Annotated in this window: 30 protein-coding genes and 1 pseudogene; 14 read left to right on the top strand and 17 right to left on the bottom strand. The window is 73.0% G+C overall.

The features are described 5' to 3' along the window. The first annotated feature begins 105 nt into the window (after positions 1–105). Positions 106–543 carry a pyridoxamine 5'-phosphate oxidase family protein gene (locus tag AW273_RS21170; protein ID WP_062350535.1) on the top strand — a complete coding sequence of 146 codons (438 nt, stop codon included), beginning with the start codon at positions 106–108 and terminating at the stop codon, positions 541–543. A 132-nt stretch (positions 544–675) separates the two neighbouring features. On the opposite strand, the pseudogene AW273_RS39365 reads toward AW273_RS21170, so the two are convergent. After that, positions 676–975: pseudogene (locus tag AW273_RS39365) on the bottom strand (monooxygenase family protein); the annotation flags it as partial. A gap of 225 nt (positions 976–1200) precedes the next feature. On the opposite strand from AW273_RS39365, the gene AW273_RS21165 reads away from it, so the two are divergent. From AW273_RS21165 to AW273_RS21135, 7 genes are all read left to right on the top strand, one after another. After that, entirely contained in the window at positions 1201–1527 is a 327-nt protein-coding gene (locus AW273_RS21165; protein WP_062350532.1) for a PadR family transcriptional regulator, read from the top strand. Then, a complete protein-coding gene (locus tag AW273_RS21160; RefSeq protein ID WP_062350529.1) occupies positions 1524–1880 on the top strand; it encodes a DUF1048 domain-containing protein in 357 nt (118 codons plus the stop codon). Before AW273_RS21165 ends, AW273_RS21160 begins: the two co-directional genes overlap by 4 nt. A gap of 1 nt (position 1881) precedes the next feature. Next, a complete protein-coding gene (locus AW273_RS21155; protein WP_062350526.1) occupies positions 1882–2193 on the top strand; it encodes a DUF1048 domain-containing protein in 312 nt (103 codons plus the stop codon). Further along, entirely contained in the window at positions 2190–3011 is an 822-nt protein-coding gene (gene mobA, locus AW273_RS21150) for a molybdenum cofactor guanylyltransferase (protein WP_062350524.1), read from the top strand. Before AW273_RS21155 ends, mobA begins: the two co-directional genes overlap by 4 nt. A gap of 174 nt (positions 3012–3185) precedes the next feature. Next, entirely contained in the window at positions 3186–3401 is a 216-nt protein-coding gene (locus AW273_RS21145; protein ID WP_062350521.1) for a hypothetical protein, read from the top strand. Next, positions 3398–4180, top strand: coding sequence for a nickel/cobalt transporter (locus tag AW273_RS21140; RefSeq protein WP_062350518.1), 783 nt, complete (start codon positions 3398–3400; stop codon positions 4178–4180). Before AW273_RS21145 ends, AW273_RS21140 begins: the two co-directional genes overlap by 4 nt. Before the next feature lie 199 nt (positions 4181–4379). Continuing rightward, positions 4380–4685, top strand: a complete 306-nt coding sequence (locus tag AW273_RS21135; RefSeq protein WP_062350515.1) for an STAS domain-containing protein — start codon at positions 4380–4382, stop codon at positions 4683–4685. Between the two features lie 103 nt (positions 4686–4788). Here the strand turns inward: AW273_RS21135 and AW273_RS21130 are convergent, their stop codons facing one another. The 3 genes from AW273_RS21130 to AW273_RS21120 all read right to left on the bottom strand — a co-directional run bounded on the left by AW273_RS21130 (position 4789) and on the right by AW273_RS21120 (position 6920). Next, the gene (locus AW273_RS21130) at positions 4789–5304 is read right to left on the bottom strand and encodes an RICIN domain-containing protein (protein WP_062350512.1); all 516 of its coding nucleotides are present in this window, start codon (positions 5302–5304) and stop codon (positions 4789–4791) included. 88 nt (positions 5305–5392) lie between these two features. Beyond that, positions 5393–6295 (bottom strand): TIGR03564 family F420-dependent LLM class oxidoreductase, encoded by a 903-nt coding sequence (locus AW273_RS21125; protein WP_062350508.1) that lies wholly within the window; start codon positions 6293–6295, stop codon positions 5393–5395. 67 nt (positions 6296–6362) lie between these two features. Continuing rightward, complete coding sequence (locus tag AW273_RS21120; protein WP_062350505.1) at positions 6363–6920, bottom strand: TetR/AcrR family transcriptional regulator; 558 nt, start codon at positions 6918–6920, stop codon at positions 6363–6365. 82 nt (positions 6921–7002) lie between these two features. Between AW273_RS21120 and AW273_RS21115 the strand changes: the two genes are divergently transcribed. Continuing rightward, positions 7003–7932 carry an SDR family NAD(P)-dependent oxidoreductase gene (locus tag AW273_RS21115; RefSeq protein ID WP_062350501.1) on the top strand — a complete coding sequence of 310 codons (930 nt, stop codon included), beginning with the start codon at positions 7003–7005 and terminating at the stop codon, positions 7930–7932. Here the strand turns inward: AW273_RS21115 and AW273_RS21110 are convergent. Then, positions 7897–8892 (bottom strand): helix-turn-helix transcriptional regulator, encoded by a 996-nt coding sequence (locus AW273_RS21110; protein WP_062350498.1) that lies wholly within the window; start codon positions 8890–8892, stop codon positions 7897–7899. The two genes, AW273_RS21115 and AW273_RS21110, sit on opposite strands and share 36 nt — an antisense overlap. An 89-nt stretch (positions 8893–8981) precedes the next feature. Between AW273_RS21110 and AW273_RS21105 the strand changes: the two genes are divergently transcribed. From AW273_RS21105 to AW273_RS39480, 5 genes are all read left to right on the top strand, one after another. After that, positions 8982–9563: a TIGR03086 family metal-binding protein gene (locus AW273_RS21105; RefSeq protein WP_062350496.1), complete on the top strand. Its 582-nt coding sequence runs from the start codon at positions 8982–8984 to the stop codon at positions 9561–9563. A gap of 186 nt (positions 9564–9749) precedes the next feature. Then, complete coding sequence (locus AW273_RS37355) at positions 9750–9908, top strand: hypothetical protein (RefSeq protein ID WP_157555999.1); 159 nt, start codon at positions 9750–9752, stop codon at positions 9906–9908. A gap of 86 nt (positions 9909–9994) precedes the next feature. Beyond that, positions 9995–10384 (top strand): hypothetical protein, encoded by a 390-nt coding sequence (locus tag AW273_RS21100; RefSeq protein ID WP_062350495.1) that lies wholly within the window; start codon positions 9995–9997, stop codon positions 10382–10384. Positions 10385–10387: 3 nt separating this feature from the next. Next, positions 10388–10723, top strand: a complete 336-nt coding sequence (locus tag AW273_RS39530; RefSeq protein WP_500778875.1) for a YhjD/YihY/BrkB family envelope integrity protein — start codon at positions 10388–10390, stop codon at positions 10721–10723. After that, positions 10612–10863, top strand: coding sequence for a YihY/virulence factor BrkB family protein (locus tag AW273_RS39480; protein WP_062350489.1), 252 nt, complete (start codon positions 10612–10614; stop codon positions 10861–10863). Before AW273_RS39530 ends, AW273_RS39480 begins: the two co-directional genes overlap by 112 nt. Here AW273_RS39480 and AW273_RS21090 read toward each other — a convergent pair. From AW273_RS21090 to AW273_RS21035, 12 genes are read right to left on the bottom strand one after another with little or no spacing between them, the layout of a single operon-like run. Then, a complete protein-coding gene (locus AW273_RS21090; RefSeq protein ID WP_198168267.1) occupies positions 10860–11486 on the bottom strand; it encodes a GAF and ANTAR domain-containing protein in 627 nt (208 codons plus the stop codon). The genes AW273_RS39480 and AW273_RS21090 overlap by 4 nt on opposite strands. An 11-nt stretch (positions 11487–11497) precedes the next feature. After that, a complete protein-coding gene (locus AW273_RS21085) occupies positions 11498–12037 on the bottom strand; it encodes a cysteine hydrolase family protein (RefSeq protein WP_062350484.1) in 540 nt (179 codons plus the stop codon). Next, positions 12034–13233, bottom strand: coding sequence for a glycosyltransferase (locus AW273_RS21080; RefSeq protein ID WP_062350481.1), 1200 nt, complete (start codon positions 13231–13233; stop codon positions 12034–12036). The genes AW273_RS21085 and AW273_RS21080 overlap by 4 nt, the downstream gene beginning before the upstream one ends. Beyond that, positions 13230–14135 carry a glycosyltransferase gene (locus tag AW273_RS21075; protein WP_062350478.1) on the bottom strand — a complete coding sequence of 302 codons (906 nt, stop codon included), beginning with the start codon at positions 14133–14135 and terminating at the stop codon, positions 13230–13232. The genes AW273_RS21080 and AW273_RS21075 overlap by 4 nt, the downstream gene beginning before the upstream one ends. Further along, positions 14132–15115, bottom strand: coding sequence for a glycosyltransferase family 9 protein (locus AW273_RS21070; protein WP_062350474.1), 984 nt, complete (start codon positions 15113–15115; stop codon positions 14132–14134). The genes AW273_RS21075 and AW273_RS21070 overlap by 4 nt, the downstream gene beginning before the upstream one ends. Next, a complete protein-coding gene (locus AW273_RS21065) occupies positions 15112–16056 on the bottom strand; it encodes a UDP-glucuronic acid decarboxylase family protein (RefSeq protein WP_062350471.1) in 945 nt (314 codons plus the stop codon). Before AW273_RS21065 ends, AW273_RS21070 begins: the two co-directional genes overlap by 4 nt. Then, positions 16053–16934 carry a glycosyltransferase family 9 protein gene (locus AW273_RS21060; RefSeq protein ID WP_062350469.1) on the bottom strand — a complete coding sequence of 294 codons (882 nt, stop codon included), beginning with the start codon at positions 16932–16934 and terminating at the stop codon, positions 16053–16055. Before AW273_RS21060 ends, AW273_RS21065 begins: the two co-directional genes overlap by 4 nt. Then, entirely contained in the window at positions 16925–17602 is a 678-nt protein-coding gene (locus AW273_RS21055; protein ID WP_062350466.1) for an SDR family oxidoreductase, read from the bottom strand. The genes AW273_RS21060 and AW273_RS21055 overlap by 10 nt, the downstream gene beginning before the upstream one ends. Next, positions 17584–18942 (bottom strand): PfkB family carbohydrate kinase, encoded by a 1359-nt coding sequence (locus AW273_RS21050; protein WP_062350464.1) that lies wholly within the window; start codon positions 18940–18942, stop codon positions 17584–17586. Before AW273_RS21050 ends, AW273_RS21055 begins: the two co-directional genes overlap by 19 nt. Further along, positions 18939–19490 (bottom strand): D-sedoheptulose-7-phosphate isomerase, encoded by a 552-nt coding sequence (locus AW273_RS37350; protein WP_062350461.1) that lies wholly within the window; start codon positions 19488–19490, stop codon positions 18939–18941. Before AW273_RS37350 ends, AW273_RS21050 begins: the two co-directional genes overlap by 4 nt. Then, positions 19475–20443, bottom strand: coding sequence for a glycosyltransferase family 2 protein (locus AW273_RS21040; protein WP_062350458.1), 969 nt, complete (start codon positions 20441–20443; stop codon positions 19475–19477). The genes AW273_RS37350 and AW273_RS21040 overlap by 16 nt, the downstream gene beginning before the upstream one ends. Continuing rightward, positions 20440–22068 carry a carbamoyltransferase family protein gene (locus tag AW273_RS21035; RefSeq protein WP_062350455.1) on the bottom strand — a complete coding sequence of 543 codons (1629 nt, stop codon included), beginning with the start codon at positions 22066–22068 and terminating at the stop codon, positions 20440–20442. The genes AW273_RS21040 and AW273_RS21035 overlap by 4 nt, the downstream gene beginning before the upstream one ends. Between the last annotated feature and the right edge of the window lie 42 nt (positions 22069–22110).

Here is a 22110-nt window from a genome sequence, read left to right as displayed (position 1 = left end):
CCCCCTTTCACGAATGGGGCCGACGGTAGAATGCGAGTGAGTTTTGTTCTTCCTTCCTAGCAGACCACTGTAAACCGGACTGAACCCGGGCGAGGAAAGGGGATCATGTTGAACGCGAGGCGCGATACCGGTTCGAGCACGCTGGAAGAACTGACCGAACAGGAGTGTCTCCAGCTCGTCGGCCCGGGTGGGATCGGCCGGGTGGCTTTCGGCGGAGCGGCCGGGCCGACGGTTTTCCCGGTGAATTATCGATTGGTCGACGGACGGGTCGTGTTCCGAATCCGCAAAGGCGGGACCATGGACCAGAGTCTGCAATCCGGGATCGACGATCTGGAAGTAAAAATCGCCTTTCAGGTCGACCATGTGGACGAGGAGAGCCGCGAGGGCTGGAGCGTGCTGATCCAGGGGCCCGCCCACCACGTCACCGAAGACGAACTGCGGGCGGCGTCGGCCGACGTCGAGTCCTGGGCCGGTGACGACCGCGACCACTACGTGCGCATCGCGCCGCAACGCGTGACGGGTCGCCGCATCAACCGGATCTAGGCAGGTCAGGACTTGTAGAGATCCGTCTCGCTCAACACCGGGTCGCCGTCGTCGGAGCGGCCCAGGCGGGCCGCCGAACCGAACATGGGGCCACGCGCGCGCCGGATTCCGGCGAACCGCGACGTCGTCGTAGACGGCCTCCATGCCGCCCTTCGCCGAGTAGGTCTCGTGCCGGAAACCGGTGCCGCCCGAGTCGCGCAGGAAATCGAGCCACCATTGCCGGTGCGGTTCCGACCGGGCGAAGGCGAGCAGTGACGGCAGATCGCGCCGGTACTGCCGCATTCCCATGTTCATCGGAAAGAGCGAATAATAGACGGGCTCGTGGAGCAGGAGCCCGTCAGGTTTGTTCGCGACCGATTCCTGAATCTTCCGGCCGAAGCCGAAGAAGGTCCGGATTCCGTACAGGTGATTCACCCGCATGCCCAGGTACAGGACGATGAGATCGGGATACGGGGACAGATCGACGGTCTGCCGAGGTTGGCTCGGAGCCTCCTCGTGGGTGGGAGCCTCACCGTACGAATACGAACTGGATTGACACTGAACGGACCCGGAAGGCGCTCAGTGGACCGGACCGTCGCGGTCGCCTCGCACCGAACTCACTACTCCGTGGTACCGTATAGCAGTACTCGGTGCTACTGAGTACTGAGGAGGACTGCGATGGACGACCTGACCGAGATGTTGAAGGGCACGCTGGAGGGCTGCGTGCTGGAGATCATCGGCAGTGAGGAGACCTACGGCTACGCCATCACGCGCCGCCTGAACGACCTCGGCTTCGCCGACGTCGTCGAGGGGACGGTCTACACGATCCTGCTGCGGCTGGAGAAGAACGGCCTCGTCCAGGTGACGAAACGGCCGTCCGGGATGGGGCCGCCCCGCAAGTTCTACGCGCTCAACGAGGCCGGGCGTGACCGGCTCGCGACGTTCTGGGCGAAGTGGGAGTACGTCACCTCGCGGATCGAGAAGCTCAGGGAAGGCGGGAGATGAACCTCTGGGACGCCATGACGGGCAACGACCTCACCAGAGAGTGGAAGGCGTTCGGGGTGCGGGCCGAGAAGTTGCCGGCCGACCATCGGGCGGCGTGGGAGCAGATCCAGGCCCATCTCCTCCCCTATGGAGACTTCACGGGCCGGAACCTGATGCCGATCCTCGACGGCGCCCTGGGGCTGCTCGAAGAGACGGCGGCCGACGGGCGGACCGTCCAGGAGGTGCTGGGCGACGACATCCCCGGCTTCTGCGCGGCCCTGGCCGGCGGAGAGGGCGCCCGGACCTTCCGCGACCGGTGGCGGGCGCAGCTCAACAGGAACGTGGCGCGGAAACTGAGCCGGCTGGGAGGCTGACGTGGGCATCCAGGACATCGTCGAGGGCAAGCGGCAGTGGCGGGCGCACCTGGCGCGGGTCAAGGCGCTGCCGCCCGACTACCAGATCGTCTACAAGGAGATGCAGCGGTACTTCTTCAAGGTCGGGCCGGTCGGGCTGCACGACGGGACGCTGCTCTCCGGGATCGTCGACTTCTTCGAGCAGGGCGCCGCCGACGGCAAGGGCGTACTGGAACTCATCGGCGACGACGTCGCCGCCTTCAGCGACGGCCTGATCAAGGACTCCCGCACCTATGCGGAGATCTACCAGGAGTCCATCGGCGGAACCGCGTGACCTGGCGATCCGGCCTGCCGGCGACCGCGGGCGTCGTGCTCGCGGGCGGGCGTTCCACCCGGATGGGGCGGTCGAAGGCCTGGCTGGAGTGGCACGGCTCGACCCTGCTCCACCGGGCCGCCGCGATCCTCGCCAGGACGGTCGGCGGTCCGGTCGTCGTGGTGGCCGCCCCCGGGCAGGAGTTGCCGCCGCTGCCCCCGGACGTCTCGGTGGTCGCCGACCCCGTCGAGGGGCTGGGGCCCATGCAGGGGTTGGCGGCGGGGCTCGCGGCGGTGGCCGACCGGGCCGGGACCGCGTTCGTGTGCTCCACCGACATGCCGTTCCTCCACCCGGCCTTCGTCCGCCGCGTCGTGCGCGCCCTGCCCGCCGGGGCGGACGTCGCGCTCCCGGTGGCCCGGGGCTACCGGCAGCCGCTCGCCGCCGCCTACCGGACCGGGCTGGCCGGGCTGGTAGAAGACCTCCTGGCCGAGGGCGACCTCCGGCCCGGCATGCTCTTCGAGCACTGCGAGGTCGTCCGGCTCGACGACGAGCGACTGCTGGCCGACGCCGAGCTCGCCCGGCTCGACCCGGCGCTGGAGTCGGTGGTGAACGTCAACTCCCCTGACGACTACGCGGCGGCGCGCGAGCGGCCGCAGCCCGAGATCGTGGTGGAGTGCGGCCGTGGGCCGCACCGGGTCCGGGCCGCCACCCTCGGGATTGCCGCCGCTGAGGTCGGGCTGAAATTGGGCCCCGGTGTGGTGGTCGTTCTCAACGGCGACCAGACGGCCCCCGACGAGCGGCTGCCTCTGGTGGCAGGCGACACCGTTTCGCTCCCATGACCCCTCTCGTCCTGATTTCGCTGGAATCGGACGTTCATTCACTGGTCGCTCTCTGGTCGCACACCCGCTGACCACGCCTGACTTAATGTGAACGCTCGCTCTTCCGGGGCCGCGACACTCCACCTGAAGATCACGAGTCGGAAATGATCCACCGGGCTTCGTGCAGGAGATCGCGTGAACTTCCCCACCCGCGCGGCGGTGCCGCCGGTCATGGCGGGCCTCGCCGGGCCCGCCTCCGCGCACCCCTTCGGTGCACCGCCGACGGCGCGGATGAGCGCCACCGGCTCGCCGAGCCCCGACGAGACGGCAAAGGGCGCCTTCAGTGACCTCGCGCCCGGGTTCGGCGGCGTGGTCATGCCGCGGACGCGGCGCGGGAGCAAGACGGCATGAACGGCCTGAACGGCATCGACAGCCGGTTCGTCGCGTTCTTCGACGGCGGCGGGGCCTTCTGGGTGGCCCTGGCCATCGCCCTGGGCGTCGGCGCGATGCACGCCGTCGCGCCCGGCCACGGCAAGAGCGTCACCGCCGCCTACCTGGTCGGCACCCACGGCCGCTACCGGGACGCCGTCCGGCTCGGCGTCATCGTGGCGGTCATGCACACGTTCTCCGTGCTGGTGCTGGCCCTGCTCTGGGTCGGCGTCTCGGGGGTCGCCGGGCTGGGCACGGAGTCCATCACCGCCTGGATGCAGGTGGTGGCCGCGGTCGTCGTCATCGGCGTCGGCGTCCACCTCGCCGTCCGCCACCTCCGCCGGCGGGCGCACGTCCACGCTCACGACCATGGCCACGGTCACGGTCATGGGCATGGGCATGGGCACGGCCATGGGCACGAGGCCACCGACCCCTGGTCGCGGAAGGGGCTGGTCGCGCTGGCCCTGTCCGGCGGGCTCCTGCCGTCGCCGTCGGCCTTCATCGTGCTGGTCAGCGGGCTGCTCACCGGGCGGGCGCTCGACGCGGTCGTGCTGGTCCTCGGGTTCGGGTTCGGCATGGCGGGCACGCTGACGGCGGTGGGCGTCGTCACGATCCGGGGCCACGGCCTGCTCACGCGCGGGATGCGGGGCCGCTCGGCGGCGGCCGCCGTGTCCGCGTGGACGCCGGTGGTGGCGGGCGTCGCCGTCACGATCGCGGGGTTCTTCTACTTGGCGAGCGCGGTCCTGGTCCTCACCGGCTGACGGGACCCGGTCTTTCCCATCGCCACGCCTTGGCTGTACTTCCGGAAACACCGCATACCGGAAGTGCTGGGATATGGTGAGGGCACCGAGGACTTTTCGAGCGTTGGCACTCAGGTCGGCGTCGCCCCGGCGAACCATGACCGAGTCACCCCGTGACCGGGGCATTCGGCCGCCTACACGACTCAGAGGAAGTTCCGTCATGACCGTGCTCGGAACGACGGCGCCCACGACCCTTCATCTGTCCGGAGACATCGACGTCTGCACCACCCCCGACCTGCGACGGCGGATTCTCGACGCGCTCGACCAGAGCGCCGAGACGCTCGTCCTGGACCTGTCCGAGGTGACCTTCTGCGGGGCCGGCGGGCTCGGCGTGCTGCTCCACGCGCAGGGGAGGGCCCGATCTCGCGGCGTGACCCTGGCGTTGGCCGGCCTCACCCCTCGGATGGCCAGACTGCTTGAGATCACCGAGCTGAGCGACCGATTCCCGATCCTGACCGAGCGATAGATCCTGATGGCGGGCCGCGCGCTGGTCTGCTTCACCGCGAACGGGACCTGAACGAGTCCGTGAGCCGGGTGGGACGGGGGCCGTCCCACCCGGCCGCGGCCGGTCACAGGTAGACGTACCAGGCGCGCGAGGGGTGGCTGTCGCAGGTGAACTGCACGAGCGGGACGTTCGGGGCGGTGGAGACGCCGCCGGAGACGGTCAGGCACTTGCCGGTCTGCACGTTCTGCAGTTGGTAGAGGCCCGGCGTCCCGGTGTAGTTCAGGTACCACGAGCGCGAGTTGTGGTTGTCGCAGTCGAACTGGACGATCGCCAGGTTGTTGTCGGTGGAGACGCCGCCGGCGGGGGTGAGGCACTTGCCGGTGTAGACGTTCTGGATCTTGACGCCGCCGCCGACGCCGGGGGCCAGGGTCCAGCGGCGTGAACCGTGGCCGTCGCAGTAGTACTGGACCGCGGGCACGTTGTTGGCCGTGGAGACGCCGCCCGAGATGGTGGCGCACAGGGACGTCTGCTGGTTCTGGACGTAGTAGCCGACGGACGCCTGGGCGGCCGGGACCGTCGCCAGGGCGACGCCTGCCACGGCGGCGAACGCCACACCGGCGCGAGCGAGGTTGCGGAGCATGGGTCTCTCCCGTTCTCGATGGGACTGGGTGAGACCAGCTTCCGGAGTTTTGGCACGGTCCACATGAGTAGCCCCGTACGCAACCGGCCTACCTCTTGGCGAGGTCGGCGAACAGGGCGATCGTGCGGTCGTGGTCTTCTGGGCGGCCGACCGGGAAGACGATCAGCTCGGTGGCCCCGGCGTCGGCGAAGCGGGAGATCGTCTTCTCGACGGCCGTCTCGTCGCCGGCGACGAGGGTGTCGCCGGGCCCCGACGAGCCCTGCCGGTCGAGCAGTCCGCGGAAGGTGGGCAGGGCCGCGGCATGGCGGAAGTCCTCGTCGATGCGCTGACGGGTTCCGTCGACGTCCGAGGTCACCGAGGTGAGCAGGCCCACGGCGATACGGGGCGCGGGGCGGCCCGCCGCGGCAGCGGCGGCGGTGACCGCGGGGACGGCGACCTCGTCGAGAAAACGGGGTGTGGTCCACATGGTGAGCGCGCCGTCGGCCCGTTCGCCGGCCAGGGCGAGCATGCGGGGGCCGTTCGCGGCGAGCAGCAGGCCGGGCGGGGCCGTCGCGGGGGCGGCGACGCCGCCGACCGCCGTGATCGAGGGGCCGTGGACGTCGACCTGCTCGCCCCGCAGGACCGGGCCGAGGATCTCCAGGATCTCCCGTGAGTGGCGCAGGGGCGGCTGCCAGGTGAGCCCGTATCGGCTCTCGACGACCGGCTGGTGGCTCGGGCCGATGCCGAGCGTCAACCGGCCGCCGGTCGCGGCCTGGGTGGTGAGGGCCTGGGCGGCCAGGGCGAGGGGATGGCGCGGGTGGGTGCCCACGACCGATGTGGCCAGGCCGATGCCGGGGGCGCGGTCTCCCAGTGCGGCGAACACCGTCAGCGGGTCCCATCCGCCGTGCTCGCCCAGCCAGAACCGGGAGAAGCCCTGCGCCGGCGCGTGCTCGATCTCGGCCAGGAGTTCCGGGACGGGTGCGGCGCCGTAGCTCGACAGTCCGATTTCCATGCGGTCCCTCCGGGGTTATTCGGGGCGGTCGTTCCGGTTTGGGACTATACCGGAACGATTGCCCCGCTTATCTGCGGGTGAGCCCGGCCCGGATCAGCGGGTAGACGCGGTCGGCCTGCTCGCCGCGGAAGCGCCGCATCGCCTGCAGGCCGACTATCAGGGTCTTGACGTCGTCCACGTCGACGTCGGGCCGCACGGTGCCCGCGCGCTGGGCCTGGGCGAGCAGGTCGGCCATCAGGGTGGTGAACTCCCGCTCGGCCTCGGGCAGGGAGGTGGCCAGGTCGAAGCCGGTTCCGGCGAAGGCCTCGGTGAGCCCCAGGTCGGTCGCGCCCTGTTCGGCCAGGTGGAAGAGGAAGGCGTAGAGGCCCTCCCCGGGGTCGGTCGCCGCCTGGTCGCGGGCCCGTTCGACGACCTGCCGCAGCCGGTCGGCCACGATCGCCTGGAACAACGACTCCTTGGTGGGGAAGTGCCGGTAGATCGTGCCCGCGCCCACCCCCGCGCGGCGGGCGATCTCGTCGATCGGCACGCCCCCGCCCTCTTCGGCGAAGGTCTCGTAGGCGACCCGCAACACGCGGGCGCGGTTGCGGGCGGCGTCCGCGCGCAGCGGCCGGTCCTTCTCGGTCACAGGGGTCCTCCTTGACAAACGGGGCGTACGTTCCGGTATGGTGCTAAACGGAACGAGCGTCCCGATTGTATCTGGAGGACCCATGCCCCCACGGCGCTGGACCGCCGCCGACGTGCCCGATCAGCGAGGGCGGGTGGCCGTCGTCACCGGTGGTAACACCGGTATCGGCTTCGAGACCGCCAAAGTGCTCGCCGCGCGCGGGGCGTCCGTCGTCCTCGCCGTACGCGACGCGGACAAGGGCAAGCAGGCCGCGGCGGAGATCGCCGCGGCACACCCGAGGGCCGACGTCACCGTGCAGCGCCTCGACCTGGCGTCGCTGGCGTCGGTCCGCGCCGCCGCCGGCGAGCTCCGGGCCGCTCACGACCGCATCGACCTGCTGGTCAACAACGCGGGCATCATGTACACCCCGCGACGGACCACGGCCGACGGCTTCGAGCTGCAGTTCGGCACCAACCATCTGGGCCACTTCGCCCTCACCGGGCTCCTGCTCGGCCTGATGCTGCCGGTCGACGGCTCGCGCGTGGTCACCGTCAGCAGCGCCGGGCACCGGCAGGGCGGCCCCATCGACTTCGGCGACCTCGGCTGGACCACCCGCGACTACAGCCGGGTCGCCGCGTACGGCAACTCCAAGCTGGCGAACCTGATGTTCACCTACGAACTCCAGCGGCGGCTCTCCGGAACCGGGACGATGGCCGTCGCGGCCCATCCCGGTGGCTCCGACACCGGAGGGTCCCGCACGTCGGTGTCGCTCCAGCCCTTCTACTTCCGGGCCTTCTTCGCGCTGGTCCGGCCGTTCCTGATCCAGCCGGCCGAGATGGGCGCGCTGCCCTCGCTGCGCGCCGCGACCGACCCCGACGTCGAGGGAGGTCAGTACTTCGGCCCCGAGGGGTTCCAGGAGAGCAAGGGGCACCCGAAGGTGGTGCGGTCGAGCCCGCAGTCGTACGACGTCACGGCCCAGCGCCGGTTGTGGGCGTTGTCAGAGGAGCTGACCGGGGTGAGGTTCCCCGTGTGACCCGCCGAGGGCCTCGGTGTAGCGGCGGGCGATGGTGCGGACGTGGGCGACCAGTTCGGGCGGGCCGTCGACGCGGAAGTCCATCATCAGCATGCTGAGGTAGATCGCGATGGTCTCCAGGGCGTCCGCGCCGGTGACCAGCACGCAGGTGCCCGCGTCGACGGGTTCGACGAAGCCGACGGCCGGGTTGATGCGGGCGATCACGGTCTCGGCCGGGGCCAGGACGGTCACGCGGGCCTGGACCTTCCAGCCGGTCTGCGCCACCTCGCGCAGCACGAAGGCCACGAGGTCGTCGTCGGGCAGCGAGCGGGCGGCGAAACGGCGCGCCCCCGACCGCACTAGCGACAGATCGGCCACCGGCAGCGCCCGCCAGGTGTGCGTGCCGAGGTCGTAGGCGACCAGGAACCAGCGCCGCCGCCAACTGATCAGGCGGTAGGGCTCCACCTCGATCTCGGCGCCGGCGCAGGCCGCCAGCAGGGTCGCGCCGTCGCGGATCGCGCTCGCGACGACGGTGAGGGTGGCGGCCGGCACGGGCGCGTCGGGTTCGCGGGAGCCGACCGTGGCGGGCCCGACCGCCGTGGCCGACCGCAACGCGGACACCTTGCGCTGGAGGTGCTTGGGGAGGATGCGCTGGAGCTTGGCGAGCGCCCGGGTGAGGCTGGCGTCGATGTCGGCGATCCCGCTGGAGCCGTCTTCGGCCAGGCCGACGGCGACCGCCACGGCCACCGCCTCGTCGTCGTCGAGCAACAACGGGGGCATCGTCGCGCCCTGGCCGAGCCGGTATCCGCCCACCGCGCCGCGGGTGGCGTGCACCGGATAGCCGAGTTCGCGCAGGCGCTGGATGTCCTGCCGCAGGGTGCGTTCCGTGACGCCGAGGCGTTCGGCCAGTTCACGGCCGGTCTGCGACCGGTCCTGCAGCAGGGACAGGAGACGGAGCACGCGGGTCGTCGTCGGAGCCATCTTGTCCTCGGGGATATTAGGAAGGAATCTAGCCTAATGGGCCCATAGCCTTTTCTCATCAGCGCGAATGAGATCGAAAGGCGTACACGATGAACGCTCGTGAGGTTCTGGCCACCTCGTTCCTGGCCCTGGAGAACACCGTCGCCGGTGTGCGCGACGATCAGTGGGACGCCGCCACTCCGTGCTCCGAATGGACGGTCGCCCAGGTCGTCCAGCACGCCGCGGCCGACCAGCTCGTGTGGGCGCAGGCGCTCGGCGTCGGGCCCGGCCCGGCCTACGACCCCTTCTCGCCCTCCGGCTCGATCGACGGCACGGCGGCCGGGCTGGTGAAGAACGCCGTCGAGGTGGGGGCGGCGGCGTGGGCCACGGTGTCCGACGACACCGCGACCGTGCCGACGCCGCTGCCGCACGGCGAGCTGCCGACCTCGGTCGCCATGGTGATGTGCGCCCTCGACGCCGCCGTGCACGCCTGGGACGTCGCCGTCGCCACGGGCCGGCCCTCCCCGCTCGACGACGAGATCGCCGGCCACCTGCTCGCCGCCGCGCGGGAGATCGTCGAACCGCTGCGCCAGTGGGGCGCCTACGCCCCCGTCGTCGAGGCCGGCGGTGACCCCTCCGGCACCCCCGTCGCCGACGAACTGCTCCGCTATCTGGGCCGCACCCCCGCGTAACCCGGTCAGCCGGGCGGAGCGCCGATCGGCTCGGCGGCCAGGGCCGCCGCGACGGAGACCAGGTTGGCGGCCATGGTGCGGCCGGTCTTGGCCGACCAGTCGTGGCCGCGCCGGTCGTCGAGGTAGTCGGGGCCCGCGCCGGGGCCCAGGTGCCAGTACGTCCAGGCCCGATTCCAGCACCTTGGCGTGGACGGCCGGCCAGTCGTCCCCCGGTCCCAGGTCGGTCTCGACGCCGGGCGGCAGGTTCAGGTCGACCGCGCGCACCGTCTCGACCTCCACACCCCTCTGGCCGAGCTCGGCGATGACGACGTCGGCGAGGGCCTGCGTGTTGGACGGCGCGGGTGACGGTTTGAGCGTGCAGTTGATGACCAGTGCCTTCATGAGTTCCCCCTGCCCGGCGATACGTCCCTGATCCCGGGTAGGGCGGATTCATGACGAACGAAGTCTTCGAGTTCGAGTTCGACGACCGTTACCGGCGGCTCCTGGGGCTGCTCGGCATCCGTCCCGACACGTGCCGGGTGGTGGTGGGAGACGACCACGTCCGGGTGGCGTTCGGGCCCTGGAAGGTGGCGACCGACCTCGCCAACCTGGCCGGGGCCGAGCTGAGCGGGCCCTACTCGGCGATCAAGGCCATCGGGCCCCGGGTCTCGCTCTCCGACCGGGGGCTGACCTTCGGCACCGGCACACGGCAGGGGGTCTGCCTGCGGTTCCGCCGCCCGATCGGGCCGCTGCGTCATCCGGGGCTCACGGTGACGGTCGCCGACCCGCGGGCGCTGATGGAACGACTGCTCGTCCGGACTCCGGGTAGCGGAGGTCCATGACCCGTGCTCCAGTCGCTGCAGAGCAGCCAGGGCGCGGCCGGGATCGCCACCGTCATCGGGCTCGCCGTCGCGTTCTGGTCGGCGTCGGGATACGTCAGGGCGTTCATGCGGGCCGCCAACATCATGTACGAGATGCCGGAGGGCCGCCCGATCTGGAAGACCCTGCCGCCTGGTTCGCGCCCAACGTCGAGCATCCGGGCTTCCGGTGGATCACGCCCGGCAGCACCGTGGCGGTCATCGGGTGGATCGCGGCCTCGGGCCTGTTCGGCTTCTACGTGGCGAACTTCGGGTCGTACAGCAAGACGTACGCGACGCTGGCCGGGGTCGTGGTCTTCCTGATCTGGTTGTGGATCACCAACATCGCGGTGCTGCTCGGGGTGGAGTTCGACGCGGAGATCGCCAGGGGGCGGGCCATCGCCGCCGGGCAGCCCGCCGACCAGGAGCCCTACGTGGAGCCCCGGGACAGCCGCAATCTCTAGATCTCGCGGGCGACGAGGCGTTGGGCGACGTCTCTGAGCTTCATGTGGGCGTTCTGGGAGGTGCGGCGCAGCTCGGCGAAGGCCTCCTCGGCGTCCACCCCGAGCGCCTGCATGATCATGCCCTTGGCCTGCTCGATCGTCTCCCTGCCGTCCATGGTCTGGCGGAGCCGGCGGACCTCCCGCTCCTGCTGCTCGCGGGTCTCGGCGAAGGCCGACAACCACGCCGCCTGCCGGGCCAGTGAGGCGAGGAACGGGACGGCCGTCTCGCCGGGCTCACCCGGGCGCAGGCCGTAGACGGTGACCACGGCGGTCGCCCCGGGACCCGGACCGGACGCCGCCACGCAGGCCCGCAGCCCCCGGGCCAGCGCCTCGTGCCCCAGCCGCGCCCAGCGCGGGTCGTGGACGAGGTCGGGCACGCTCACCGGCTGCTCCGCGCGCAGGGCGTGGAGGCCGGGGCCGTCGCCGAGGACGTGTTCCAGTTCGACCAGCTCCCCGAGTTCCGGATGGGAGGCCACCAGCACGGTCTCCACGCCGGACGACGGCCAGACCGCCATCGTCGCGCCGCACCCGCCCGCCACCGCCGCCGCCTCGTCGGCCAGGGCGTGGAGCACGTCTTTTCGCATCGAGGTCTCCATCACAGGCAGTCGGCGGCCGGGAGCAGTTCGGCCCGCATGTTCCGCTCCATCATGCGCAGCGCCGCTTCGCCGAGGTCGTCGTGGATGGCCGCCACGCCGTCGACGGCCACCCGGACCGAGAACTCGCGCACGTAGGCGTCGAGGGCGCTGTAGAGCACGCACTGCTCGGTCACCTGCCCGGCCAGCACGATGGTCTCGATGCGCTCGCGGTTCAGCGCGTACTCCAGCGGCGTGCCGTAGAAGACGCTGTGGCGGACCTTCGGCAGGAACGCGAAGTTCCCCGGCGGCACCAGCGGTTCCACCAGGTCGGGGCGTTTCCCGGCCCGGGCCCGCCGGACCAGCTCCTCGCGGCCGGCGCTGAAGTCGCCGTGGTTGTCGTTCACGAAGATCAGTTCCACGTCGGCGCGCCTGGCCTTGTCGATCAGCCGGACGATCGGGCCGATCGTCTGCTCCACGTTGGCGGCCAGCGTCTCGGCGTCCTCGTGGTCGTAGGTGTTGAGCATGTCCATCACGACGACCGCGGTCGAGGCGCCGCTCATGAGGCGGTCCGTTCCACGCGGCGCATCGCTTGGGCGTAGGCGCTCACGGTGTCTCTCGCCACCCGGTCCCAGCCGTAGCGGGTGCTCGCCCGGTCGGCTCCGGCGATCCCGAACGAGTCGCTCAGCAGGGGGTCGTCCAGCAGCCGCCGGACCGCCCCGGCGACGGCCTTCGGCCGGCGCGGCGGCACCAGCAGGCCCGTCACCTCGTTGACGACGGTGTCCTTCTGGCCGCCCACCGCCGACGCGATCACCGGCACGCCGCAGGCCATCGCCTCCAGCACGACCATGCCGAAGGGCTCGTACCAGGGCACACAGACCACGGCGGCGGCCGAGCGCATCAGGCCCGGCACGTCCTCTCTGGCGACCTGGCCGGTGAAGGTCACCCGGCCGGCCACACCCACCCGTTCGGCCTCCGCCCGCAGCCGGGTCGCCTCCTCGTCGCGGTCGAGGTCGTCGATCGGCAGGCCGCCGCCGACGACCAGGTCGGCCTCCGGCACGTACGGCAACGCCTGGATGACCGTGTCGACGCCCTTGCGGGGCACGAGCCGCCCGATCGACAACAACCGAGGGCGCTCCGGCCGCTCGCCGGGCACCCCCGGACGGAACAGGCCCAGGTCGACCCCGCACGGCACCACGCGGGCACGATGGCGGGGCACCCCCATCCGGGCCAGCTCGTCGACCTCGTCCGGGCAGGTCGAGATGATCATGTCGGCGGCGCGGCCGATGGCCGTCTCGGCGGCGATCCGCTCGGCCGGGCTGGTGTCGGCCGGGCCCTGGTGGCGGCGCTTGACCGTGCCGAGCGCGTGGAAGGTGTGCGCGACCGGCACGCCCAGCCGCCCGGCGGCGCCGAGCGTGGCCAGGCCGCTCATCCAGAAGTGGCTGTGCGCCACGTCGGGGCGCTCGAAGGCCCACTGCTCCCGCAACCAGGAGGCGAAGTCGGGCACCCAGGGCAGGATGTCGTCCTTCGGGATCGGCTCCGGCGGCCCGGCCGGCACGTGCGCGACCGTGACGCCGGGCCCGAACGGCACCCGTTCCGGCAGGCCCGGGTCGTCTCTGCGGGTGTAGACGGTGACCTCGTGACCGAGCGCCGCGACCGCGGTCGCCAGCGCGGCCACGTGGACGTTCTGGCCGCCCGCGTCCGGGGTGCCCAGCCCGGCGAGCGGGCTGGCGTGCTCGGAAACCATCGCGATCCTCATCGCACCACCTCCTTGAGCAGCCGGTCCCAGTCGGCCAGGAACCGGTCGAGTCCGTAGCGGCCGAGGGCCGCCGCGCGGGCCGCCTCACCCGCGTGGCGGGCCAGGCCGGGGTCGGCGGCGAACTGCCGCGCCGCCTCCGCGAGCCGGTGGGGGTCGGTGGAGAGCACACCCGCCGAGGGCGGCACCGCCTCCCCGGCCTCGGTCGAGGCGACCGCGACGACGGGCATGCCGAGGGCCATGGCCTCCAGCAGCGACAGGCCGAGCGAGGTCCATCGGTACGGGTGGACGTAGACCCGCCGCCGCGCCAGTTCGGTCAGCATGCGGTCGTGGGGGAGGTCGCCCTGGCCGTTCTCCAGGGTCTCGGTGCCGATGCCGAAGACGTCCACGGGGGAGAAGAGGGGCAGCAGGTCGGTGCCGGCCACGCGGGTGCGGCGGACCGGCTCGTTGATCACGGCGGCGGCCCGGGGGAGTTCGCCGGTGTAGCGCCTCCCGGGGTCGGGGATCCCGTGCTCGATCACCGTGGCGGCGGCGCGGCCGTTGTCCCAGAAGAGGCGGTTGAAGTGGGTGACGTGGACGAGCGGCCCGCCCTCGTCGGCCATGGGATGGCGGGTCCGCACGTCGGGCGGGGTGTTGTGCTCGACGTACACCCACGGCACGTCGCGGCCCAGCCATCGGCGGGCCAGTTCCCGCTCCTCGGGGCGTTGCAGGACGACGACGTCCACGTGTTCGTCGCGCAGCCGCCCGGGGGCGATTTCGCGGGCGCCGGCGGGCCAGTCGTAGGTGCGGGCGCGGCCCCGGCCGTAGGGGCCTCGGTCGGGGGTGACCGGGACCAGGTAGTCGTGCGGGCCGTGCACGAACGCCGTCATCCAGGAGCCGTGCACGTGCCAGGCCAGGATCCTCATCGCATGATCTCCTTCATCGCCTCGTACACCTCGGCCGGGCCGACCGAGCTCAGGCACGGGTGCCCGGCGACCGGGCAGACCGTGGCCCGGGTCCCGGCGCAGGCCGCCCCCTGGTCGCCGAGCAGCCGGTGCGGCACGCCGTAGGGCGCCCAGCGGACGGCGGGCACCGTCGGCGCGAACAGCGACACCACGGGCGTCCCGACGGCGGCGGCGAGGTGGGCGGGGCCGGTGTTCCCGGCCACCACCACCCGCGCGCCGGCCAGCACCCCGGCCAGTTCGGCCAGGGTGGTGCCGCCGCCGAGGTCGGCGCCGTGCCGCCCGGCGACCCGGGCGGTGAGCTCGCGTTCGCCCGGGGAGCCGGTCACCACCACCGGGTGGCCGTGCCGGGCGAGCAGCTCGACCAGCTCGGCGCAGTGGCCCGGCGGCCACGCCCGCGCGGGCACCGAGGTGCCCGGGTGCACCACGAGGTAACCGGGAGGAAGGCCCGGATCGGGCAGCGGTCGCCGGACGGCCAGTGCGGAGCCGCGGTCCGGATAACCCGCCGCCGTGGTCAGGCTGAGGGCACGTTCGGTCTCGGGGATGTCGTCGGGCACCCGGTGCCGCAGGTCGAGCAGCGAGCCCGGGTAGTCGTCGCTGATCGCGCCGATCCACGGCACCCCGGCCACCCGCAGCAGCAGCGCCAGCGGCAGCGGCGACTGGTGGAACGAGGTGAAGATCAGCGCCCGGTCGACGTCGTCGACCGTCTTGACCAGCAGGCGCAGGTGCTCGGGGTCGACCGGATCTGGGTCGGGCTCGATCCAGGGCGCGGGCCACTCCAGCACCCGGTCGACGCCCGGCAGCAGGTCGGCGGCCGAGCGCCCGCGCGGGCCCGCGAGCAGCGTCACCCGGGCCGCCCCCGCCGCCACGGCGCGGACCGCCGGGCCGGTGAGCAGCACGTCCCCGACGCTGTCGAGGCGGGCCAGCAGGACGTGTGCGCTCATCCCTTCGACGGCTCCCGTTCGTCCGCGAACCAGCGGATCGTGCGGCGCAGCCCGGCCGTGGCCGGGACCGTCGGCCGCCAGCCGAGGCGGGCGGCGGCCAGCGAGGTGTCCGGGCAACGCCGGTGGGGGTCGTCGACCGGGCGGCCGACGTAGGTGATCGGGGAGCGGGACCCGGCCAGGTCGCGGATCTGCCTGGCCAGCTCCGTCATGGTCGTCTCGGCCGGGTTGCCGATGTTCACCGGGCCGGCGAAGTCGCTGTCGGCCAGCGTGAGGATGCCGGAGACCGTGTCGTCGACGTAGCAGATCGACCGGGTCTGCTCGCCGGTGCCGGTGACCGTGATCGGCTCCCCGGCCAGCGCCTGGCGGATGAACGTCGGGATGGCGCGGCCGTCGTGGGGGCGCATGCGCGGGCCGTAGGTGTTGAAGATGCGGACGATCGCGGTGTCCATGTCGTGGGCGCGGCCGTAGGCGGTGGTGAGCGACTCGCCGAACCGTTTGGCCTCGTCGTACACGCTGCGGGGGCCGACCGGGTTGACGTTGCCCCAGTAGTCCTCGCGCTGTGGGTGCTCCAGCGGGTCGCCGTAGACCTCGCTCGTGGACGCCAGCACGAACCGCGCGCCCTTCTCCCGGGCCAGGCCCAGCGTGTGGAGGGTGCCGGTGCTGCCGACCTTGAGGGTCTCGACGGGATAGGCGAGGTAGTCGGCCGGAGACGCCGCCGAGGCGAAATGGAGCACCAGGTCGACCGGCCCCGAGACGTGCAGGAAGTCGGTCACGTCGCAGTCGACCATCCGGAAGCCGGGCCGTTCCATCAGGTGGTCGAGGTTCTCGGGGTCGCCGGTGAGCAGGTTGTCGAGGCAGACCACCTCGTCGCCCCGGTCGAGCAGCCGTTCGCACAGGTAGGAGCCGAGGAACCCGGCTCCGCCGGTCACGACCGTCCTCATGCGACGCTCACCTCCAGCCGGTCCCGGGCCGCGCCCAGCACCTCGGTCACCGTGATCTCCAGAAGTCCGGGGTCGGGGGCGCGGCCGTGCGGATCGCCCGCGCGGCCGTGCCAGATGACCCGGTGCGGCCCCGGCGGCGGCCCCCAGAGCGACGGGGGCGTGGGGCCGAACAGCACCACCGACGGGGTGCCGTAGGCGGCGGCGAGATGGGCCACGCCGGTGTCGCCGCAGATCACCAGCCGGGCCCGGCGCACCAGATCGGCCAGTTGCGGCAGCGTCGGCGTCAGCACCGGCAGGTCGCCGGCCACCGCTGCGGCCAGGTCCGCCTCGCCGGGCCCCGCGGTGATCACCACGGGCCGTCCTTCGGCCTTCAGCGCGGCGGCCACGTCGGCGAACCGCTCCGGCGGCCAGCGACGGGCCGGGAAGGCCGCGCCCGGGTGGACGACGACGGGCCCGCCGCCCTCGTGCGCGCCGAGCCGCAGGTCGGCCGGGTCGGCGGCGATGCCGTACCAGCCGAGCAGGTCGCACCATCGGGCGACCTCGTGCGCGGCCGGGTTCCACGGCGGGCCCGTGGTGTGGGGGCCCGTGGTGTGGCCGATCAGCAGGCGCGGCCCGGTCGCGCGCAGCGCCGCGACGCTCTCGGGCCCCCGGCCGTGCAGGTTGACCGCGACGTCGCAGCCGCTCATCGGCACCGGGCCGGGACCGCGCACGTCGAGCCACGCGTCGGCCTCCCCGCCCAGCAGCTCCCGGTACGCCTCCGGCGCCGCCAGCACCAGCCGATGCCGCGGAAAGGCCCGCCGCAGGGCACGCAGCGCGGGCAGCCCGGTGAGCAGGTCGCCGAGCCCCAGGCCGCGCAGCACCAGCAGGTCTAGGGCCACGAGGTCTCCATCGAGTGGCAGACGACCAGTTCCCTCAGCTCGCACCCGGGCGGCTGGGACAACACGAACACGACCGTCTCGGCGACGTCCTCGGGCCGGTTGAGCTGGGCGTCCGGCCCCGGTTTGTACTGCTCGGGGCGGCCGTCGAAGAAATTGGTGCTCATGCCGCCGGGGATCAGCAGCGTCACGCCCACCGTCCCGGCCAGTTCGGCCGCCAGCGCCCGGGTGAACCCGACGACGCCGAACTTGCTGGCGCAGTAGGCCGTGGCGTCGCCGACGGCCTTGATCCCGAGCGTGGACGCGCAGGTCACCACCCGCCCCCGGCTCTCGACCAGGTAGGGCAGCGCGGCCCGCACCACGGCGGCCGTGCCGAGCAGGTTCACCTTCACGACGCGTTCCCACTTGCCGCCCGGCACGTCGGCGAGCGCGCCGCAGGCGTCGGTCCCGGCGGCGGTGAAGACGCCGTCGAGCCCGCCGGCTCGGACGGCCAGGGACCGGACGGCCGCCTCGGTCGCCTGGCCGTCGGCCAGGTCGGCGCGGACGTGCTCGAACTCGTCGGGCACGGCGCGGTCGACGACCAGAGGTCGTCCGCCCGCTTTGGCGACGGCCCGCGCGGTGGCCAGCCCGAGGCCGGACGCGCCCCCGGTGATCAGGATGTTTCCCAGCATCGATGTTCCTTCCAGAGGTCGGGCCGTCGGGCGGCGGCCGTGATGAGCCGGGTGGTCGAGCGTTCGGGCACCGTGTCGAGCAGCACCAGTTCGGCGCCGACGTCGGCCAGCACCGCCGACTCGGGCAGCGTCCGGTCGCCGTAGTCGGAGCCCTTGACCCACACGTGGGGCCGCAGGGCGCGGATGACCTCGGCCGGGGTGTCCTCGTCGAACACGACGACGCCGTCGACGTCCTCCAGCGCGTTCAGCACGGCCATGCGGTCGTCCTGCCGGGAGACCGGGCGGCCCCTGCCCTTGAGGCGGCGGACCGACAGGTCGGAATTGAGGCAGACGACCAGCAGGTCGCCCAGCTCGCGGGCCCGGCGCAGCAGGCTGACGTGCCCGGCGTGCAGCAGGTCGAAGCAGCCGCCGGTGGCGACCACCCGGCCGCCCGCCCGGCGCACCCGGTCGGCCCGGCGCAGCACGTCGGCGTCGTCTTCGGGCGCGGAGCCGGGGACGGTCGAGACGCCTCCGTCCGCCACGAAGGCGGTGGCCGCCCCCGTCGCCGCCACGGCGGCCTCGGCGCAGGTCGCGCCGCCGAGCAGGGCGGCCGCCGCGGCGGTGGCGAACCGGTCGCCCGCGCCGCAGGTGTCGCCGCTCGTGACCCGCTCGGGCACGGGCACGTGGAAGCCCCGGTCGCCGGAGTGGAAACGGGCGCCCCGCGCGCCCAGGGTGACCGCCACCGCCTCCCCGCCGAGCATGGCCAGCAGGCGGCGGGCCGCCTCGGCGGGTGGGCAGGGCCCCGTCAGGGCGATGGTCTCGGCCAGGTTGGGCGTGACCATGGTGCACTCCGGCGGCAGCGGCCCGCGCGGATGCGGGTCCCAGACCACGGGTTCGTCCGTCAGGCCCGGCAGCAGCTTCGCCACGAGGTCGGCGGCGCCGCGCCCGTAGTCGGAGACGAGGATCGCCCCCGCCCGCCGCAGCACCGCCAGCGCCCGGTCGGTCAGGTCCGCGGCCACGCCGTCGCCGGAGTCGAGCCGGGCCAGGGTGGCGCCGCCCACCCTGATCCGGGTCTTGCGCACGGTCGTGCCGCGCATGGGCAGCGGGACGACGATCAGATGGCGGGCCAGCAGGCGGTGCAGCAGGCGGCCGTCGGGGTCGTCGCCGAGCGGCGTGACCAGCACGACCTGCGTGCCGTCGGCCCCCGCCAGCAGCGCGGCCAGCCCGGCACCGCCCGGCCGCACGTGCTCCGACACGTCCTCGACGACGGGCGCGCCGGAGTCGGGCGCGACCCGGTCGCTGCGCCCGTCGAGATCGCAGTCGAGCAGGGTGTCGCCGATGACGACCAGAGGACCGGTCACGGCAGCGCCTCCTCGATCGCCTCGCACAGCAGGTGCACCAGCACGAGGTGGACCTCCTGGACGACGCACGGACTGGCCGAGAACACCGCGATGGCGTCGTCGCAGGCGTCGGCCAGCTCGTTCGGCGGCGGCCCGGTCATCGCCCAGGCCATCAGCCCGCCGTCGCGGGCCGCCCTGGCGGCGGCCAGCACGTTGGAGCTGGTCCCGCTCGTCGACAGGGCGATCATCACGTCGCCCGGCCGGCCGTGCGCCCGCACCTGGCGGGCGAAGACCTCGTCCGGGCCGTAGTCGTTGACGATCGCCGTGGTCGACGAGGTGTCGGCGTGCAGGGCGATGGCGGCGTACGGCCGGCGGTCGGCCCGGAACCGGCCGACGAGTTCGGCGGTCAGATGTTGCGCCTCGGCCGCTGACCCGCCGTTGCCGCAGGCCAGCAGGCGGCCCCCGTCGTCGAGGACCCCGGCCAGCTTGCGGCCCCATATGCGGACGCGGGCCGTCTCGTGTTCCAGCCGGTTCAGCGTGGCGGTCAGATCGTTCAGGTGCGGATGCACGCGCCTCCCCCTCTCACTCGGACCCGCAGTTCGCCGCCCAGCCGGTGCAGGCAGGCGGCGGGCGGTATCAGCACGCTGGTCGCGGCCATGCGCAGCACCTCGGCCGGCGTTCTCGGCCCCGGCGCGATCCGGCTCCACGCGAAGCGGGCGGTCAGCCCGGCCCAGCCCGCGAACGCCGGCTTGGCGGCGGGGCTCCCGCGCCAGGCCAGGACGGCGGCGGTCAGCCCGAGCGCCGTCGTCAGCAGGTGGTCGCGCAACCGGCCGGGCCCGCCGACGCGGGCCCGCCAGCCGGGGCCGTGGATCCGGCGCATCAGCGCGTCGTCGGCGTTGCCGCGCTGCCGCCGCACGCTCGCCCAGAACCCTTCGTCCCGGACGGGGTGGACGGTGGTCCGCAGGCCGGTGACCAGCCGGTGCCCGGCGGCGGTCAGCCGCAGGGCGAGGTCGGCGTCCTCGCGGTAGGCCCGCGGGAACCGTTCGTCGAAGCCGCCCACGGAGGCCAGAGCGCTGCGCCGGAACGCCATGTCGGCGGTGATCCACCGGGCGGTGGCCAGGCCGGCGGTGTTGCGTTCGGCGTCGGTCGGCGGCCGGCCCGAGTCGAGCGGCACCACGATCCGGGCCTGCGAACCCGCCACCTCCGGCGGCAGCCGCCGGAGGTCGGCGCTGATCTTCTCGGCCCAGCCGGGCCCCGGCAGCACGTCGTCGTCGAGGAAGACGACCCATTCCGAGGAGGCCGCGCGCCACCCCTGGTTCCGGGCCGCCGCCGGGCCCCGCCCGCCCGAGGGCAGGATCACGAGCGTCGCCGACGGCTCCCCGACGGGCAGCGGATCGGCCCGCCGCCACGGCCGGTCGTCGACCACGATGAGCGGGAACCGCTCCGGCACCGCCTCGGCGACCACACGCAGGGTCTCCCGGCCGATGGTCGGGATCACGACGGTGATCTCGGGGTCGCTCATGCCGACCTCCGCACCAGGAACGGCCCGATGGCCAGCACGTCGACCGGCGCGGACCCGAAGCACTCCAGGGCGTCGCGCGGATCGTCGACCATGGGCCGCCCGGCCGTGTTCAGCGACGTGTTGACGACCACGGGCAACCCGGTCAGCGACTCGAAGGCGTTGAGCACGGCCGCCATCAGCGGGTCGCGCCCCGCCGACACCGTCTGGACGCGGGCCGTCCCGTCGACGTGCACCACGGCCGGGATCCGGTCGCGCCACACCGGGGCGACGTCGTGCACGAACAGCATGTACGGGCTGGGCACCGGCCCCCGCGAGAAGATCTCGGCGGCCCGGTTCTCCAGCACCATGGGCGCGACCGGCCGGAACTGCTCCCGGCCCTTCACGTCGTTGAGTCGTTCGGTGTTGCGCGGATTGCCCGGGTGGGCCAGCAGCGAGCGGTGGCCCAGCGCACGGGGGCCGTATTCGCCGCGGCCCTGGAACCAGGCCACGATCCGGTCCTGGGCGAGGGCGTCGGCCACCGCGACCGCGATGTCGGGAGGTCGTGAATAGGGGATCTGGGCCACGTCGAGCCAGGCCGCCAGTTCGGCGTCGGTGAACCCCCGGCCCAGGTCGGCGCCCGGCATCGGGGCGACCGGGTCGCCGTAGGTCCTGGCCAGGTGGAGCGCGCCGCCCAGGGCGGTGCCCGAGTCGCCGGCCGCAGGCTGGGCCCACACCTCGCGGAACGGGCCGCGGTCGAACAGGCGGGTGTTGGCCACGCAGTTCAGCGCGACCCCGCCGGCCAGGGCGAGCCGGTCGAGGCCGGTGCGGTCGTGCAGCCAGGCGGCCAGGTCGAGCAGCACCTCCTCCAGCCGGGCCTGCACGCTGGCCGCCAGGTCGGCGTGCTCGCCGTTCCAGACGCCGCCGCGCGGGACCTGCTTGGCGAAGACGTTCCAGTCGATCGGGCCGACGTGGAAGCCGCCGTCGCCGGTCGCGCCGATCAGCTCGCGGAGCGCGGGGAGGTGTTTCGGCGTGCCGTAGGAGGCCATCGCCATGACCTTGTACTCGTCGCTGGAGCGCAGGAAGCCGAGGTGGTCGGTGACCTCTTCGTACATGAGCCCGAGGGAGTGCGGCAGCGCCTGGCTCGCCAGGACGGTCAGCTCGCCGTCGCGGTAGGCGCCCGCCAGGTGGGAGACCGCCTCGCCGCGGCCGTCGCAGACCAGCACGGCGCAGTCGCCGAACGGCGCGGCCAGCCCGGCCGAGGCGGCGTGGGCGATGTGGTGGGGGACGAACTTCACCTGCGCGGGGTCGAGCCCCGGCAACGCGGTGGCCAGGAACGCGGGGGCCCGGACGGCGTAGGCGGTGCGCAGCATCTCCCAGGCCCCGTCCTGGCCGGGCCCGTTCTCCACCACCAGGGCGGGATCGTAGGAGTAGGCCACCCCGTCGAGGTCCTCCGGCCGCAGCCCGGCCTTCTCCAGGCACCAGGTCGCCGCCATCTCCGGCAGCTCCCAGGCCGAGAACGCCAGGGGCCGTTTGCCGTGTTTCCTCCTGCTGAATCGCTCCTCTTCTGCGGCGGCGACGGTACGCCCGTCGACCACCAGCGCGGCGGAAGGGTCATGGAAGATCGCGTTGATTCCCAGAAATCTCATGGGACCCGCTTTCGCGTGGAGAAAACCACTCGAGAAGCGCTC

Source organism: Herbidospora yilanensis (assembly GCF_001570565.1).
Classification (GTDB): Bacteria; Actinomycetota; Actinomycetes; order Streptosporangiales; family Streptosporangiaceae; genus Herbidospora; species Herbidospora yilanensis.
The sequence above is the reverse complement of the archived record's forward strand: the minus strand, read 5'-3'. Positions and strand labels throughout refer to the sequence as shown.